Annotated in this window: 15 protein-coding genes and 1 pseudogene; 8 read left to right on the top strand and 8 right to left on the bottom strand. The window is 38.7% G+C overall.

The window, feature by feature from the left end; translation table 11 throughout:
- The first annotated feature begins 184 nt into the window (after nt 1–184).
- Together AC5NT5_RS18610 and AC5NT5_RS18605 are read left to right on the top strand one after the other, a co-directional pair.
- Nucleotides 185–892 (top strand): helix-turn-helix domain-containing protein, encoded by a 708-nt coding sequence (locus AC5NT5_RS18610; RefSeq protein ID WP_033021299.1) that lies wholly within the window; start codon nt 185–187, stop codon nt 890–892.
- Nucleotides 893–993: 101 nt separating this feature from the next.
- Nucleotides 994–1,920 carry a DMT family transporter gene (locus tag AC5NT5_RS18605; RefSeq protein ID WP_494513760.1) on the top strand — a complete coding sequence of 309 codons (927 nt, stop codon included), beginning with the start codon at nt 994–996 and terminating at the stop codon, nt 1,918–1,920.
- Nucleotides 1,921–2,282: 362 nt separating this feature from the next.
- Here the strand turns inward: AC5NT5_RS18605 and relB are convergent, their stop codons facing one another.
- Together relB and AC5NT5_RS18595 are read right to left on the bottom strand one after the other, a co-directional pair.
- Nucleotides 2,283–3,260, bottom strand: a complete 978-nt coding sequence (relB, locus tag AC5NT5_RS18600; protein ID WP_182711697.1) for a type II toxin-antitoxin system RelB family anti-toxin — start codon at nt 3,258–3,260, stop codon at nt 2,283–2,285.
- A gap of 471 nt (nt 3,261–3,731) precedes the next feature.
- On the bottom strand, nt 3,732–4,706 hold the full coding sequence (locus AC5NT5_RS18595) for a transposase (RefSeq protein WP_182672899.1): 975 nt from the start codon (nt 4,704–4,706) through the stop codon (nt 3,732–3,734).
- Between the two features lie 85 nt (nt 4,707–4,791).
- Here AC5NT5_RS18595 and AC5NT5_RS18590 point away from each other — a divergent pair, with 85 nt between their 5' ends.
- The 3 genes and pseudogenes from AC5NT5_RS18590 (at nt 4,792) to AC5NT5_RS18580 (ending at nt 7,096) form a co-directional block, all read left to right on the top strand.
- Nucleotides 4,792–5,112 carry a transposase gene (locus AC5NT5_RS18590; protein ID WP_494513759.1) on the top strand — a complete coding sequence of 107 codons (321 nt, stop codon included), beginning with the start codon at nt 4,792–4,794 and terminating at the stop codon, nt 5,110–5,112.
- A gap of 153 nt (nt 5,113–5,265) precedes the next feature.
- The gene (locus AC5NT5_RS18585; protein ID WP_494513758.1) at nt 5,266–5,691 is read left to right on the top strand and encodes a transposase family protein; all 426 of its coding nucleotides are present in this window, start codon (nt 5,266–5,268) and stop codon (nt 5,689–5,691) included.
- Between the two features lie 365 nt (nt 5,692–6,056).
- Nucleotides 6,057–7,096 (top strand): annotated as a pseudogene (locus AC5NT5_RS18580) (IS481 family transposase).
- Nucleotides 7,097–7,155: 59 nt separating this feature from the next.
- Here AC5NT5_RS18580 and AC5NT5_RS18575 read toward each other — a convergent pair.
- Nucleotides 7,156–8,037: a LysR substrate-binding domain-containing protein gene (locus AC5NT5_RS18575; RefSeq protein ID WP_494513756.1), complete on the bottom strand. Its 882-nt coding sequence runs from the start codon at nt 8,035–8,037 to the stop codon at nt 7,156–7,158.
- A gap of 159 nt (nt 8,038–8,196) precedes the next feature.
- Here AC5NT5_RS18575 and AC5NT5_RS18570 point away from each other — a divergent pair, with 159 nt between their 5' ends.
- Entirely contained in the window at nt 8,197–8,874 is a 678-nt protein-coding gene (locus tag AC5NT5_RS18570) for a pirin family protein (protein ID WP_494513755.1), read from the top strand.
- A 143-nt stretch (nt 8,875–9,017) separates the two neighbouring features.
- The gene (locus AC5NT5_RS18565) at nt 9,018–9,557 is read left to right on the top strand and encodes an NADPH-dependent FMN reductase (protein ID WP_494513754.1); all 540 of its coding nucleotides are present in this window, start codon (nt 9,018–9,020) and stop codon (nt 9,555–9,557) included.
- A 378-nt stretch (nt 9,558–9,935) separates the two neighbouring features.
- Here AC5NT5_RS18565 and AC5NT5_RS18560 read toward each other — a convergent pair whose 3' ends face one another.
- The 4 genes from AC5NT5_RS18560 to AC5NT5_RS18545 form a co-directional block, all read right to left on the bottom strand.
- On the bottom strand, nt 9,936–10,457 hold the full coding sequence (locus tag AC5NT5_RS18560; RefSeq protein ID WP_494513753.1) for a hypothetical protein: 522 nt from the start codon (nt 10,455–10,457) through the stop codon (nt 9,936–9,938).
- A 358-nt stretch (nt 10,458–10,815) separates the two neighbouring features.
- Complete coding sequence (locus AC5NT5_RS18555; protein ID WP_494513752.1) at nt 10,816–11,214, bottom strand: DUF7010 family protein; 399 nt, start codon at nt 11,212–11,214, stop codon at nt 10,816–10,818.
- On the bottom strand, nt 11,165–11,362 hold the full coding sequence (locus AC5NT5_RS18550; protein WP_240918977.1) for a DUF7010 family protein: 198 nt from the start codon (nt 11,360–11,362) through the stop codon (nt 11,165–11,167). The genes AC5NT5_RS18555 and AC5NT5_RS18550 overlap by 50 nt, the downstream gene beginning before the upstream one ends.
- 55 nt (nt 11,363–11,417) lie before the next feature.
- Nucleotides 11,418–11,822, bottom strand: coding sequence for a hypothetical protein (locus tag AC5NT5_RS18545; RefSeq protein WP_182672894.1), 405 nt, complete (start codon nt 11,820–11,822; stop codon nt 11,418–11,420).
- Between the two features lie 268 nt (nt 11,823–12,090).
- Between AC5NT5_RS18545 and uvrA the strand changes: the two genes are divergently transcribed.
- Nucleotides 12,091–14,625: an excinuclease ABC subunit UvrA gene (gene uvrA / locus AC5NT5_RS18540; protein WP_494513751.1), complete on the top strand. Its 2,535-nt coding sequence runs from the start codon at nt 12,091–12,093 to the stop codon at nt 14,623–14,625.
- A 52-nt stretch (nt 14,626–14,677) separates the two neighbouring features.
- Here uvrA and AC5NT5_RS18535 read toward each other — a convergent pair whose 3' ends face one another.
- Nucleotides 14,678–15,169 carry a DUF2798 domain-containing protein gene (locus AC5NT5_RS18535; protein ID WP_182692473.1) on the bottom strand — a complete coding sequence of 164 codons (492 nt, stop codon included), beginning with the start codon at nt 15,167–15,169 and terminating at the stop codon, nt 14,678–14,680.
- Nucleotides 15,170–15,195 lie beyond the last annotated feature (26 nt).

Here is a 15,195-nt window from a genome sequence, read left to right as displayed (position 1 = left end):
AACAGCAGATATTACCTTTCAAAGCCTTTGAGTGGGACTGCTAAGCCATGTGAATTCACACACCATTGCAGTCATTGAGGTTTAAGTTAAAGAGCCAATAAAACTAACACTTCACTTTGTCATCCATTGCTCTACTATGTATAACCAAAATCAGGATGAAATAAGGCCATACATTTCTGTTATTATGAAAAATCTATTATCCATTCGTTCTTATAGCACAAAACCAACCCGTCACTCACATCACTTTAATCAATTGGTTTTACCTTTACGTGGTGTCATAAATATATGCGTTGGTGATTTCAATGGTAAAGTTGCGCCAAGTGAATGTGTTGTAGTTAAAGCCAATGAAGAGCATTTGTTCACTGCAGATACTGAAGCTAGATTTGTAGTTGTGGACATGAAAAACCTACCCCTAAATATTTCATCTTCTCACTGTATTGTTTTTGCAATTAACTCATCCCTTAAAAGTTACTTAACCTTTATCGAAAACCAATTAGAAAATAAAGTTAATGCTCAATTAGAACAGGCGATGTTTGAAATGTTCAGTTTACTGCTTGCAGAGCAACCTTTACTGCCAAAAGTAGATAACCGTATTGGTACAGCAATATCCTTCATAGAGCAAAATATTGCAGAGCAACTTCACATTAAACGCCTGGCTGAATCTGCTTTTCTAAGCGAAACGCAGTTTAAGAAACTATTTAAGCAACAAACAAATATGACTGTGATGAAATACGTAACCAAACTTCGTATGGAAAAAGCGCAAGCTTTACTAACACACACAGATTATCCACTATCAATCATTGGTGAAAAAGTAGGCTACAAAGAGCCGTCAGCCTTTAGCCGAAAGTTTTCACAATACTTTGGCCTACCACCTAATAAATTCAAAAAGTAAACTTAGTCTTTATTGTCAACGATAGCGTCTTAATTGTTAAAAACTCCTTTCATCATTAGCATACAATTTCTGTATTGAAATAATAAAAAACAGGTATCACAATGGAAAGTCATCACGGAAGTTTTAAAGGTGTAATTGCTATCATTATTGCTAGTTTTTTGTGGGGAACAACAGGCACCGCAGCAAGCTATTCCCCTGATGTGAGGTCGTTTGCAATTGGTGCATTCTCTATGGGAATAGGGGGAGTGCTACTTGTTATTACAGCACGAAAAACGTTATTTATAGATTATAAGCTCATGATTTCACAGCCTAAGGTATTACTTTTAGGTGCCGCTTCTGTCGCTATTTATCCATTAGCATTTTATACTTCAATGCGTTTATCAGGTGTTGCAATTGGCACTGTAGTTTCAATTGCTACGGCACCTTTTTTTGCTGCAATCCTTGAAAGCCTAATTAGTAAAAAAAATATATCACTGGAATGGGTACTGAGTTTTGTTATTGGAGCTATAGGTATTACTTTATTAACGTTAGGTAGAGATCAGAGTAATGATCCTTCATACAGTATTAATCAACAGAGCCTGGGTATTCTTTTGGGGTGTATTGCTGGATTAACCTATGCAGGTTATTCATGGGCAGCAAGGAGTTTAATTGAAAGTGGAGTTCATTCGAAATCGTCAATGTCAGGACTGTTTGGTTGTGCTGCTTTATTGTTACTCCCTTCATTATGGTTTACAGGTGATAACTTATTTTCAAGCGCAACCAATGCATTGGTATCTTTGTATATGGCAGTAATTCCAATGTTTTTAGGATACTTATTATTTGGTTTTGGCTTGAATTATATAAATGCAAGTAAAGCGACATTAATTACCTTAATAGAACCATTAGTTGCAACTGTTTTAGCCGTTTTCGTTATTGGTGAAAGGTTTAAGATAATTGGTTGGATAGGTGTGGCTTTGGTATCACTATGCCTATTAATGCAAACCATCAAACCTCAAAAGCAATTAAGAGTACCTATTAAATCTATGTAGCTTAAGAGCATTGACAATGCTTTTAAAAGCTTACCATAGGGTATAATTCATTTATATAAAGTAAAAAACATGAACGCTCGTAACGAACGTTCATAAAATGTAATAACCAAGGAGACGAGTATTGACTTCATCCATCATAATTTCTCACAGTCTGCCTCACGCTCACAGCCGAACTTCGCTAAAGTGCCATTTATAGTATTTGAATTTAGGTCTAGATTGATGATCGTAAATGCCAGCATAGCGGTTGTTCAAGTATTTATATTTAGATGACTTATTTGTATCCCCCTAATCTCTGCCATATTAGAAAGTTACTGGTTAAGATTAGGTTTTTGTATCGCTGATAAAGATGCATATCATGTTCATCACTCTTCTTTATCCAGCAACTCCATTAATCCAACCAGTGCAGCGAAAAGTACAGCCCCTACAGGCCAAATTATCCAAGTTACGCCCCAATCCATAGTCCATAAGCTCCAACCAAGAAAGATAGCGATTAGCAAAGGCCAGTAGAATGCAGCGAGTTTTTCAGCACGTTTTACACGTCTACTCTTTACGGTATCTAGAGGCCCATCTTTTAGAATATTGTTATAAGCCTCGTATTTAGCCGCAACAGGAGACACAATGTATATCCCAGCGGCTATGATGAGCATAAGTACAATTAGCATCATTAGAGTTATACTTGGGCCTCTGAAAAGCATACTTGCAAACATAAGAGGTGCAAAACTGATAATGAACATAAATATACCCAACGATAATCTTCGATTATAGGTAGGTCTGAACTTTGTTAATTTTTCATTGAAAACACCGTGTACACCATAGGCTAATTCAAATGCTTCATTATCTATTACCGCTATATCGCTTTCATATTGGTTGGCTCTGAGAAAAAAATTTATTCCCATAGAGACCATAACTACAATACACACAACTCCTATCGCTGCTGCGATATTGCCTGTCAGGTTCAATCGATTGGTTTCAGCCATTGCCAAGAAGAAAAACAAAGGTACTACTGAGCATAAACAAAGTATAACTCCTTTAGTGATTAAGGCTGACACTTCCATCTTATTTTCAATATATTTTGCTGCTTGTTCTAAACTAATTTGAATGATATCAGGCTTTTTATTTTCATCATGAGAATCAAAAGCTTCATTCTCATCTCTTAGTAGAAAGTCAGTAGACACGTCAAAAAGCTCCGCCAACATAATTATCCTATTTAAATCAGGTATGCTATTAGTGCTTTCCCACTTAGACACTGACTGCCTAGAAACATTCATCTTTTCAGCCAACTCTTCCTGCGACCAACCAACTTGTTTTCTTAATCTGACAATCTTTTCTGCTAAAATCATAAAGTTCATTCCTTCATTTGTTGTTGAGCGGTAAGCATAGAAAGTCAGGTAGTTGCAGACCAGCAAGTCAAGTTGTTAATTTGTCAACCAGCGGTTGCAATTAGGCTAAACAGCTAAATTTAAACATTTTATTTGGTGCTAGCAAGTTAGTTTTTCATTTTGAGAGTCGAACCAAATTAGACATCCTAAATATAACTAAGCTGTCAATCTATGGCAAAATTTCCCCATCAGGCAGGTCTTCCAGCCCAAAAGCTTTAAAGGCGAAACTAGACAGCCACTTTAATTATACATACCAAACTGTGTCATAAAATTTATCTTTTAGGTTAAAAATTTACCTTTCCTACTGGATTACTTTCATTTCACCTATTAAATAAGTCATTAACTCTATTAAACCTAAATCACACGCATAAAAATGGCTGCATGGTGCAGTTGTGATTTATTACTGAATAGTTTTACTGAGTAGCTTAAGTTTTATGCAAGTAGCTTTTCGCAGTTACTGATATTCGCCCGTCGCTTTCTGTTTAAATTTTCACAGTAACTTGCTTGTGAACTTGGCCTGCCTACTGCACCATGAAATACACGCGTAAATTGTGTGGTGAGTTTTAACCAGTTTTCGGGGGATATATTCACTCTTTCGAGTAAGGGTAGGTGCGAACTTTCAATATAACCTCGTTTGTCTTCTCGTATACAATGTCCAGTTAACTCAACAAGTTCAAGGTACGATTTAAGCTTAAACGGCAGCCCTTTTGGCATAATTTGACGTGGCATGCCTGCAAAGCGCAGTAGTTGTTTTGGTTGCTTGCCATCCTTTACATACGTTAAACGCTGTTTGATGCTGGTATGGTCTGACTCCTCTGGGGTGTTAGCCATTTTGGCTCTAATTGGGTTTAAATCGACATACGCCATACAAGCAGCAAGTGCCGCTTCATCCAGAAGTGCTTGGGACGTAAAACGTCCCTCCCAAAACCTACCTGTGCAATTATCTTCTTTGTTCGCTCTGCGGGCAATATCTTCATTTAGTAATCGCATAAACCAGCTAATACTGGATAGGCGCTCGCGGTAGTCGTTTACTGTTTGATTGAAAAAGATAAGTTCGGCTTTACTTAGCTTTTCACCTTGTACATATTTTTGCGTAAGTACAGTGCCTTTACAGAGCTTATGCCAGCGAATGATAATCGCTTTATCGTTTAATCGATTCGCTTTTTTATCATCAACATACAGTACTAAGTGGGTGTGATTACTCATAACAGCGTAAGCACATACATCAATACAAAATACCTTCGCTAATTCAAGCAGCTTATCTTCAACCCAGCCTCTGCGGTGCTCGTAAGATTTGCCTGTAAAACAGTCTTCGCCACATAAAAATGCACGACGAACACAGCGTGAAATACAATGGTAATATTTTGTATCAACCAAACTTATTTGACGCTTTCTTGCGATAGCCATGAGACACTCTGCTTGTTTTTTACACTAAATAAAGCCTAGTACTTCTTTTCATAAAGTGCAAAATTTAGAGTGGGTGTCTATTCTATTGTTTCTTGACTGGAGCGGTGCCTGTGGTCACGACTATCACTTACTGCGAGCAAGCTTACTTGTGGATAGGCGCTCTATCGTGATTTTTAACATGATTGTTGAGCAGAAGGATTTTGATAGCCCAGCAACCAATAGCCTGTTTTTAGATGAACTTTATGAAGTGCTTGGACGACATCCTAGTGTCTATATTGTAACAGACGGCGGCTTTCTTACGCCTTGGTATAGTAAAGTACGCGAACTTGGTTGGCATATGATAGGTCGATTAAGAGGCTCAATGAAGTGTAAACTAGCCATGCAATCACAATGGCATACATTATAACAACTTAGGGCTGGTGCCAGCGATATACCTAAGGCGTTAGGTCAAGCACGACTAACTCAGTCCAGCCCGACAGCATGCGATGCATTTTTACACGTATATCATGGAAAAAATAAAGGAAGAAAAGGAAAAAGCAGATTTACGAAAGATACAAAAATGTATCAAAACTTAGCTAAAGAGCCATGGTTACTCGCGACATCAGACAATACAATGACGAGTAAGCGAGTAGTTGGTTTATATAGTAAAAGAATGCAAATAGAGCAAAATTTCCGCGATGACAAAAGTTTGAGATATGGTTTTTCGTGGCGTTTTAGTAAAAGCACCGGCATAAATAGAATAGGAATATTATGCTTGATAGCCACAATAGCGAGCACTGCGTTATGGTTTATAGGGTGTGAAGCAGAAAAAAGAAAGTGGCATATAAAATTTCAAGCAAATAGCGTTAAGAACCGCCGAGTTCTTTCATTTTTAACCTTAGCCAAGCAAGTCATAAAGCTATGTAAGAGACGTATTACACAAAGCTATATAGAAAAAAGTTTAAAAAACTTTATTTTGAATTACGAAAAAGAGGCCGCTGGATAAAATGGGGATCCCTCAGCCCGAAGGGTTCTTCCTAGGGGCTATTTACTCTTTGTTGCCTACATGGATGTAAGTAAGGGGGCGTGAGCAAGACGCGGAAGCTTTGCTCGGTTTTTACTTATTCTTACATGGATGTAAGTCAGTAGGGTAACGCAGGAGCAGTTACCGAGCCCACTAGGTTAAAAATCTCGCGCCGCGATTAAATAGCCCCTAGTTTGAACAAATTTTAATCCGCAAAGATCAACAATCCCTAAATTACATGTATTAGTTCAGACAAGATCTGACACATCAACTTGAAAAAGTGAGAGTTACCCGTTTTGATAAAAGGTGTCGAATCTTTAAATCAAAACATATAAGAGGTAACTCTCATGCTACATACTAACAATCCAATTATTAAACACAAAGCGGGTTTACTTAATCTTGCAGAAGAACTTGGCAACGTATCAAGAGCCTGCAAAGTGATGGGCGTATCCCGTGATACATTTTATCGATATCAAGAACTCGTCGAAGACGGTGGACTTGATGCGTTAATTGATAAAAGTCGTAGAGCGCCAAATTTAAAAAATAGAGTTGATGAAGCAACTGAACAAGCCGTCATTAAATACGCTGTCGATTATCCAGCTTATGGCCAACACAGAACGAGTAATGAACTCAGAAAACAAGGCGTATTCGTTTCTGGCAGCGGTGTTCGTTCAATATGGCTACGTCATGACCTAGAGAACTTCAAAAAGCGTCTCAAGGCACTAGAAAATAAAGTGGCTAACGAAGGTATCATTCTCACCGACGCTCAAGTAGCTGCGCTTGAAAAGAAAAACATGATGACGAAGCGTGTGGTGAAATTGAAACGGCTCACCCAGGTTATCTAGGCTCTCAAGATACATTTTACGTGGGTAATCTCAAAGGCGTTGGGCGTATCTACCAACAAACCTTCGTTGATACATACAGCAAAGTAGCGTTCGCTAAGCTCTACACCACGAAAACGCCAATTACTGCGGCTGACATACTCAACGACAAAGTACTGCCGTACTTCGAACAGTACGAGCTTCCCATGCTACGTATTCTAACCGATAGAGGCACTGAATATTGTGGCAAAGTCGAACATCATGATTACCAGTTATATCTGGCTATTAATGATATCGATCATACAAAAACCAAAGCTATGTCACCGCAAACAAATGGTATCTGCGAACGCTTCCACAAAACGATACTCAATGAATTCTATCAAATTACATTCCGTAAAAAGCTATATAGCTCATTAGCGGAATTGCAAAAGGATCTGGACGAATGGATGATTTATTACAATAATGACCGAACTCATCAAGGGAAAATATGCTGTGGCAGAACGCCATTAGAAACTTTATTAGATGGAAAATTGATCTGGGCTGAGAAGAATTTAGCTCAAATCTAGACTGACAGTCACCGATTAAAAAACGGGTAACTGTCAGATCAAGTCTGAGCTAGTACAAATTACAGACTCTTAAGCAGTTTATTAATAAACCACCTTGTAGCTTTCCCTTTGTTGTTTGTCCGCCAACCAAGAAACAAAGGTGTTACTGGTGCATCTTTGTTAATTGGTAAAGAGATTAAATCTCCTGCCTCCAGTTGATTTATAATTCGATGTGTTGGTAAAAAACCAACGCCCAAACCTTTTACCTGCGCTGTTATTTTTTGCTCTAATGTGGCAACACGCATCACTGTTTGTTTTTCGAATATCCTGTGCGTCATCGGAGGCAACTTTTTTGAAGAGTCTCTGATCACAATTGAATGATATGGTTTTATATCCTCCTCAGATAGAGGAAGCTTATATTTTAGCAAAGGGTGGCTTTTACCGACTACAAACTGCCAGTCTGCGCGCTTAATTTCTTCAAATTTAATCCCTTGAGTATTCACATCTGGAAAAGGTGCACCGATAACCAAATCAGCTCTATTTTCAATAATCGCGTCCCAGCTACCCCCCAACACTTCTTCTATAATGTTTACTTCAACATCTGTGTTAAGTTTATAAAACTCTGCAACAACCTCGTATACTTCATTTATATCGTAAATAGTATCAATGGCAATGGTAATGCGAGACTCCCAGCCCCTGTCTACTTGTTTAGCTACTTCAACAATGTTCTGAGCTGCTTTTAATAACTCTCTACCTTGCTCGAGTAATACCTTGCCCGCAGGCGTTAAAATAGCTCTTCTTCCCTCGCGTCGGTAAACAATAATACCTAAATCTTCTTCTAACTTTTGCACCGTATAGGTAATTGTTGATGGCACACGATATAAAGTAGCCGCAGCGGCTGCAAAGCTGCCTTTTCTATCTATTGCGTCTAGTACTTCACACGCATCTAAGGATAATTTCATTAGCTCACCATCTAATTTAATTGTTCAGTATATTCGAACCTATTTATCAATGTAACTCAATTTAACTACAAATTATATTGTCTATAATAGATTCATAGTTTAAAAATTCAGAACATTTCGATTCTTTTATTTCAATTAATAATAGATCAGGAGCTTAAAATGCAAGTATTACACAAAGATTCATTACATAGAGGCGGATTTGCAGGGTTAAAAGAAACACGCCTTGTCGTTGATAATAAAATTGGCGGACGAAATGATACATGGAATGGACTTGGTAACTTTATATATTTAGCTGATGCACGCTTTTCACCTAAAGGCGAAACAGGTATGCATCCTCATCAAGAATTAGATGTTATTTCGGTTATGCTTGAGGGACGCATAGAACATAAAGGCTCTATGGAAAATGGGAAATCGATGCATGCTAATCAAGTGCAAGCACAGCGTGCAGGTGGTGAAGGCTTTGTTCATAACGAGATTAACCCAGACGATGTAGAAAACAGAATGCTGCAATTATGGGTTTTACCTGAAAAATCAGGTGAGCCTGCAAGTTATAGTTTTTTTGATTTGAAAAGAGACGAAATGGTGCGTGTGTACGGTGGTAACAAATCTCAACAAGACACGCTAGATAGTCAGACTATAATCGAAATTGGTCTAATCAGTAAAAACCAAAATATCACTCACGAAGGCGAATTTATTGCTTATGTTACCGGTGGTGAAGCTATTGTAAATGGTGTTGAAGTAAAAGACGGTGATTTAATTCGTGACGATAAATTAGATTTTACAGCGCTTAGCGATGAGGTTCATTTATCATTAATTTACTTAAATAAAACAAGCTAAAAGCTTTATCACGACTAATATTAATAGCAATAAACAAAACCGAAGCTACGTTTAATTTAGCGCAGCGTTCAAAATAACTTAGCATACCAACAAGGTTGCCCTTAAATTAAGTAAGCAATCTTGATATATAGGAATTTTAAATAATGAAAAAAATACTAACCGTATCGGGAAGTAATAGTAAAAACTCTATCAATAGAACATTATTAGAGTTGGCATCAAGCAAAATTGAAGGTCATGAAGTGACCACGCTAGATATTAGAGATTACCCAATGCCTTTTTTTAGTTTAGACAGAGAAGAAAGTGAAGGCCATCCAGATGCCGCTAAGCAAATACGTACTTTATTTGCACAACACGATGCTTTTATTATTTCATCTCCGGAGCATAACGGTGCAATACCTGCAGAATTTAAAAATTTATTTGATTGGGTATCTCGTTTAGGTGATTTACAAAACCCAATGTTTGCAACAAATAAGCCTGTGTTTTTATTAAGTACATCTCCAGGTCCTCGAGGGGGCGCGACCAATATACAAACATTAAGTCAAATAATGCCATTTTGGGGAGCTGATATTAGAGGCTCATTTAGCTTAGGTAGTTTCTACGACTACTTTGTAGATGGAAAATTAAATGTTGAAAAGGAGCAGGAACTCACAAGCACTATAACCGACTTTACTGCCTCACTTTAATCGGCTAAGTGTTAGCCAGCAAAATCGTCAAGAGCAAATATCGACGCCAGCTATCATAAGTTTTCACGGTCTACTCATTGTTAGCAGTTGAACGTCGTAAAAGTGGAAAAAACATTCAAGGCGTGCATCTGAAAATCTGTTAGGTGGCGCCTTCGGCTTAACCAACCTACCTTTTTACGTAGGTCGGATAAGTTGCGAAGCCACGCCATCTGACAAAATGATGAATTCACCAGAGACAACCCAACTTACCGCGTTACTCTAAATGACCTTTTAAGCTCAAGCTGAACTTCGGAAAAGTGCCAATTGCAGACATTGGTAACGCCCAAATCGTGCGACGCCGAAGGTGGTCGCATGGATTTTTTTGTTAACTGGCGCTACTTATTTATTCAGCAGCTTTTGTTTCTCGACTTTGAACTCTTTTTCGTTGAGAGTCCCATTATCAAGAAGCTCTTTTAATAACTTTAATTGTTCATATTTATTACTTGTATTATCTACATTTACCTCCCCACTATTCATTACATGGAATGGCTCATCTTTTTGTTGGACGCAAGTAAATACGAGTTCATATCTTGGAAAATTGCCCAAAATATGAGGCCCTTGTGATGTCATCTCCGATACCACTACAACTCTTGGCTTTCCTATTTTATTGCTACAGAAAAACCTTGCAGAATAATTAGCTTTAGCTCGCAACTCACTGAGCGGAGCTGTGCTATCACTTCCTTGTTCAAAAACCCGATACTGTTTTTGATTAGGAAACGTATCGCTATTTACGAATGTAAACTTACCTGAATAATGTGCTCCATCGAAATACGATGGAACTTTTGTTGCATCAACAATACCAGAAGAACTTTCACATCCAGCTAAATATGTTGATAACGCAATAACTAAAATTTTCTTCATTACAACCTTAAATGATGAACTATTGGTAGCCAGTTAGCATCTTTGTCAGAGGACACTTTCCCTATTTTAGTGCGAAAACATCCTTATTTTGTGAACTTATATTAATAGCAAATACCATAAGTTATTGCCAACTATAAATATTACTCTTTCTGCGGCTTATATAACCATGTAAAAAAGAGGAAAGTTTTCTCTTATTCTTACTAAGTTAATGACAACTTACATGAGTGACGGCTTATCGCTCTAAGCCAACTAATGAATACATGCAGTTTGCAGATACTCAATACTTTAAAAGCCTTTGCTATATACCAAGCTGAAGGGTAACTCCAGCAGCATACTATTTTGCGATTATAAGAGCTTGTTATTCTGTTTTTAAAACCATACCTTTCGATTGGGCAAATATTACTAGCGCAAATACTATTTCGGTTATCCCGCCAATAAAGGCGCCGATTACAAAATTGGCATTTAGTACAATACACAACATGCCAGAAAACATAAACGAAGCACCTAAAATCCAGTACACTTTCATGCCATATAAAGTGTTGAAAACTAAATAGCGAACACCAATTATCATCAGCATTATTGAATAAAACCATTCAGCTTGAAGTTTTGCTACATAAAACGCTAAAAACAAACCAACAAATAAAATAATAGTGCTTTCTAAGGCCAATTTACCTAATGGGTTTTTAGGGTCATGATTGCCAGAGCGTTTAAGAGCTTTTGAAAGTAGCATGGCTAAAGGATGTAATAAACATACCACCAAAAAACAAAGTAAGCATACTCGATTGATTTGAATGCAGTAATGCGACAAAGCCAGCTATACACCAAACCAAGCCAGACACTAATACACCGGTTCCACCACCGAAGTATGCGAGGTTCATATTTTGTTGCGCATCTTCAAACTTCATAAAAACCCTTAATTTTAGAAATATCCCTAATTTAATATTATCGCATCGTTATTAGTTACAAATCGTTACTCGAATACACACTTAAAATAGGGAATTTATAATCGGCAAACGATACAGTTACCGATTGTGTTTCGTTGCCTTTAAAACCGAGTTTAAATTCCATTGGCATAAATCGGCTGCCGTCAGCAAAAAGTGCAAGTAAGTGCTCCTCGCCTAATTCTCGATTGCCCGACGATAAGTTAGTTAGCGTTATAACAGCCCAGCGTTCGCCCTCTTCATTGCTCATTAATACATAATTAACGATTTTAAAATCCCCTTTTTTAGGGGTTATGTTGCTATCGTTTGCAAACGATAAGTGCATGCTATTTGGTACTGCACGGTCAACATTTAGCGCTTTGATAGAGTCGGCTTGGCTTGCCCACGAAAGCACCAATAAAATGATCACTAAGGCTTTCTTCATTGTGAGTTCCTTTTTATTACCTAGTAAAATACCTAGTAAATTACCTAATAAATTACATAACAATAACTGTTTAAATTATATTCGCATTCCATACCTATTATGTAAACAAACAATCATCACAATTTTATCCAGCGCTTTGGCTGCGCCACTACAGACTAAGCGCTCATTCAGTGTGCTTGCGCTACTTTGAGGTAATAACGAGTGATAAGAGTAAATAATTCAAAGCTAACTTAAAGTAAAAAGCGCGATTAAACAGGAGTATAACCGTATGGCAAGCACACATAAAAACTCAACAACGGATTTATCTGATCCCAGTAACAGCATTCAAGTAAGAGGGGCGCGCGTTCACAACTTAAAAAATGTAGACGTTGATTTACCTCGTAACGCATTGGTTGTTTTTACAGGAATATCGGGCTCTGGAAAGTCGTCGCTTGCGTTTGGAACGCTGTTTGCTGAGTCGCAGCACCGTTACCTTGATTCAGTATCGCCGTACGCCCGTAGGTTAATAGATCAAGTTGATGAGCCCGATGTTGATTCTATTGAAGGGCTACCGCCTGCCGTTGCTTTGCAGCAGCAACGCGGGGCGCCCTCGGTTCGCTCATCAGTTGGCAGCATAACAACTATTTCTAACGCGCTACGCATGCTTTACTCACGCGCAGGCGAATACCCCAAAGGGCAAGGCATACTTTACGCCGATGCGTTTTCGCCGAATACGCCACAAGGTGCGTGCCCAGAATGCTCAGGAATAGGCCGAGTGTTTGAAGTAACCGAAAAGCTACTTGTGCCAGACGATACAAAAACTATTCGCCAGCGCGCCATTGAAGCGTGGCCACCAGCATGGCAAGGTAAAAACCTAAGCCGTATACTTACTTCCCTTGGTTATGACATAGATACGCCTTGGAACAAACTTTCTAAAAAAGCACGTGATTGGATTTTATTTACCGACGAAACACCTACTGTGCCGGTATACCCAGATTACACCTATGAGCAAACACAAAATGCGATAAAAAATAACGAAGATCCAAGCTACATGGGAACTTTTTCAAGCGCTAAACGTTTTGTTTTACAGTCTTTTGCTACTACCCAAAGCCCGCGTACAAAAAAGCGCGTATCGCAGTTTATGCAAATATCGCAGTGCCCTACTTGTCAAGGTAAAAAATTAAAACAAGCATCGTTAAGTGTTAAATTTGCAGGGCTCGATATTGGCGAGCTATCTCAACTTACGCTAAACGAGCTTGCTAAAAAATTAAGTAATGCCGCCAACACCAAAGTAAATAAAAATACAAAAAATCCAGAACAAGCCATTGTTACGCAGCGCATTGCCAGCGATATACTCACTCGTATTGAAGCACTAACCATGCTTGGTTTAGGGTACCTGTCGCTTGAGCGCACAACGCCAACGCTCTCACCTGGGGAGCTACAACGGTTGCGACTTGCCACACAAATTCGCTCTAAATTATTTGGAGTGGTTTACGTGTTAGATGAACCTTCAGCGGGTTTACACCCTGCAGACACACAAGCACTTTTAAAAGCACTTGATGAGCTAATAGCGGCTGGCAATTCTGTATTTGTTGTTGAGCACGATGTTAGTGTTGTTAAACATGCCGATTGGATTGTTGATGTAGGTCCTGATGCAGGTGTGCATGGTGGCAACATTATTTACAGCGGCCCTGTTGAAGGGCTAAGAAAAATAAAAAATTCGCACACCGGTCACCACCTTTTTGCTAAAAACAGCGCGCAAAAAAAGGAGCAAAGGCAGCCAAAAGCGTGGTTAAAATTAGCAGATATTGAGCGTAACAACCTTAAAAAACTCAATGCAGAATTTCCACTGGGTGTTATGACAACCGTTACTGGGGTTTCGGGCTCTGGTAAATCAAGCCTAGTAAGCCAAGCGTTAGTAGAACTTGTTTACGAAGCACTCGGGCAAAAAGTAGTAACACAAGCGCCAACCGACGAAGCCGACTTACTCGAACAAGAGCTGCAAACACACACCAGCGGAGAAATCATTGAAGGTATAAATAATATAAGCCGCCTGATTACCGTCAATCAAAAAGCGATTGGCCGTACCCCTCGTTCAAACTTAGCTACCTATACGGGTTTGTTTGATCACGTGCGTAAACTGTTTGCTTCAACACAGAAAGCAAAAGAGCGCCGTTACGATGCTGGTCGCTTTTCGTTTAATGTTGCTAAAGGTCGCTGTAAAAACTGTGAAGGCGTTGGCTTTGTGAGTATAGAGCTACTGTTTTTACCTAGTGTTTATTCACCTTGCCAAGTGTGTCATGGCAAACGTTATAACGAGCAAACACTTGAGGTTACATATCGCGATAAAAACATAAGCGATATTCTCAATTTAACGGTTGAATTGGCGCATACCTTTTTTGAAAATGAACCTGCAATACTGCGAGCACTCGATGCACTTATGCAAGTTGGTCTTGGGTATTTACGTTTAGGGCAACCTGCCACTGAGCTTTCGGGCGGTGAAGCGCAGCGTATTAAATTAGCAACCGAGCTGCAACGTGCGCAGCGCGGTAACACACTTTATATTCTTGATGAGCCAACGACAGGCCTGCATCCATCGGATGTATCAATGTTAATGTCGCAGTTAAATAAATTAGTAGATGCTGGCAATACCGTCATTATGGTTGAACACGATATGCAAGTAGCCCGCAATAGTGACTGGGTTATAGATGTAGGACCCGGTGCTGGCGAAGAAGGCGGCTTAATTGTAGCGCAAGGTAAACCTACAGAGGTAGCTCAATCTAAAATAAGCCGAACAGCACCTTTTTTGAATGACGCAATTTAAAGAGCAGGTAAACACTAAATAACAAAAAAGAGCCAATGGCTCTTTTTTGTTATTAGCTTTTTAAAAAGCGTTCTATTTTAGGTTTTACCGTAACCGACATTATCAGCATTATAGTTAAACCTATTGGTAATGCAGCTAATAATCCTTCAGCCCATCCAGTTACAAATACACGCATATCTGCATAGCCAATATTATTAGTAGCGGTAACAAACGCCATAACCGACTCCATGATCAGCGCCATAAAAACACTAATCACTAAATTACGTTTTAGCTCGCTACTACTAGGCAATAACTTATTAACTAGCTTATGCATTAAGGTCATCATTACAAAACCAACAGGCGCCATAACCAATACTGCACTTATAAATGAGGTAAACCAATCTGCATAAAAATGCTCTGTAACACCCACATTCACATAAGTCATAATGCCAGTTAGAGTACCGCCAATTAAGGTAATAATACTTACCATAACCAGTATTTTATAAATTACAGGTGTTTTTTTAGGCTCAACCATTACTGGATTTGCTGATACGGGTGTACTCATTTTTGGGCATGCCTTAAGCGTCAAAT

The organism is Pseudoalteromonas sp. J2K-J599 (assembly GCF_059295115.2).
This window is presented reverse-complemented; position numbering and strand designations above follow the sequence as displayed.

What these genes read in the sequence shown, in the direction of transcription:
- AC5NT5_RS18610 (WP_033021299.1), top strand. Translation starts at nt 185, where the DNA reads ATGAAAAATCTATTATCCATTCGTTCTTATAGCACAAAACCAACCCGT.
- AC5NT5_RS18605 (WP_494513760.1), top strand. Translation starts at nt 994, where the DNA reads ATGGAAAGTCATCACGGAAGTTTTAAAGGTGTAATTGCTATCATTATT.
- relB (WP_182711697.1), bottom strand. Translation starts at nt 3,260, where the DNA reads ATGATTTTAGCAGAAAAGATTGTCAGATTAAGAAAACAAGTTGGTTGG.
- AC5NT5_RS18595 (WP_182672899.1), bottom strand. Translation starts at nt 4,706, where the DNA reads ATGGCTATCGCAAGAAAGCGTCAAATAAGTTTGGTTGATACAAAATAT.
- AC5NT5_RS18585 (WP_494513758.1), top strand. Translation starts at nt 5,266, where the DNA reads ATGTATCAAAACTTAGCTAAAGAGCCATGGTTACTCGCGACATCAGAC.
- AC5NT5_RS18575 (WP_494513756.1), bottom strand. Translation starts at nt 8,037, where the DNA reads ATGAAATTATCCTTAGATGCGTGTGAAGTACTAGACGCAATAGATAGA.
- AC5NT5_RS18570 (WP_494513755.1), top strand. Translation starts at nt 8,197, where the DNA reads ATGCAAGTATTACACAAAGATTCATTACATAGAGGCGGATTTGCAGGG.
- AC5NT5_RS18565 (WP_494513754.1), top strand. Translation starts at nt 9,018, where the DNA reads ATGAAAAAAATACTAACCGTATCGGGAAGTAATAGTAAAAACTCTATC.
- AC5NT5_RS18560 (WP_494513753.1), bottom strand. Translation starts at nt 10,457, where the DNA reads ATGAAGAAAATTTTAGTTATTGCGTTATCAACATATTTAGCTGGATGT.
- AC5NT5_RS18550 (WP_240918977.1), bottom strand. Translation starts at nt 11,362, where the DNA reads ATGAAGTTTGAAGATGCGCAACAAAATATGAACCTCGCATACTTCGGT.
- AC5NT5_RS18545 (WP_182672894.1), bottom strand. Translation starts at nt 11,822, where the DNA reads ATGAAGAAAGCCTTAGTGATCATTTTATTGGTGCTTTCGTGGGCAAGC.
- uvrA (WP_494513751.1), top strand. Translation starts at nt 12,091, where the DNA reads ATGGCAAGCACACATAAAAACTCAACAACGGATTTATCTGATCCCAGT.
- AC5NT5_RS18535 (WP_182692473.1), bottom strand. Translation starts at nt 15,169, where the DNA reads ATGAGTACACCCGTATCAGCAAATCCAGTAATGGTTGAGCCTAAAAAA.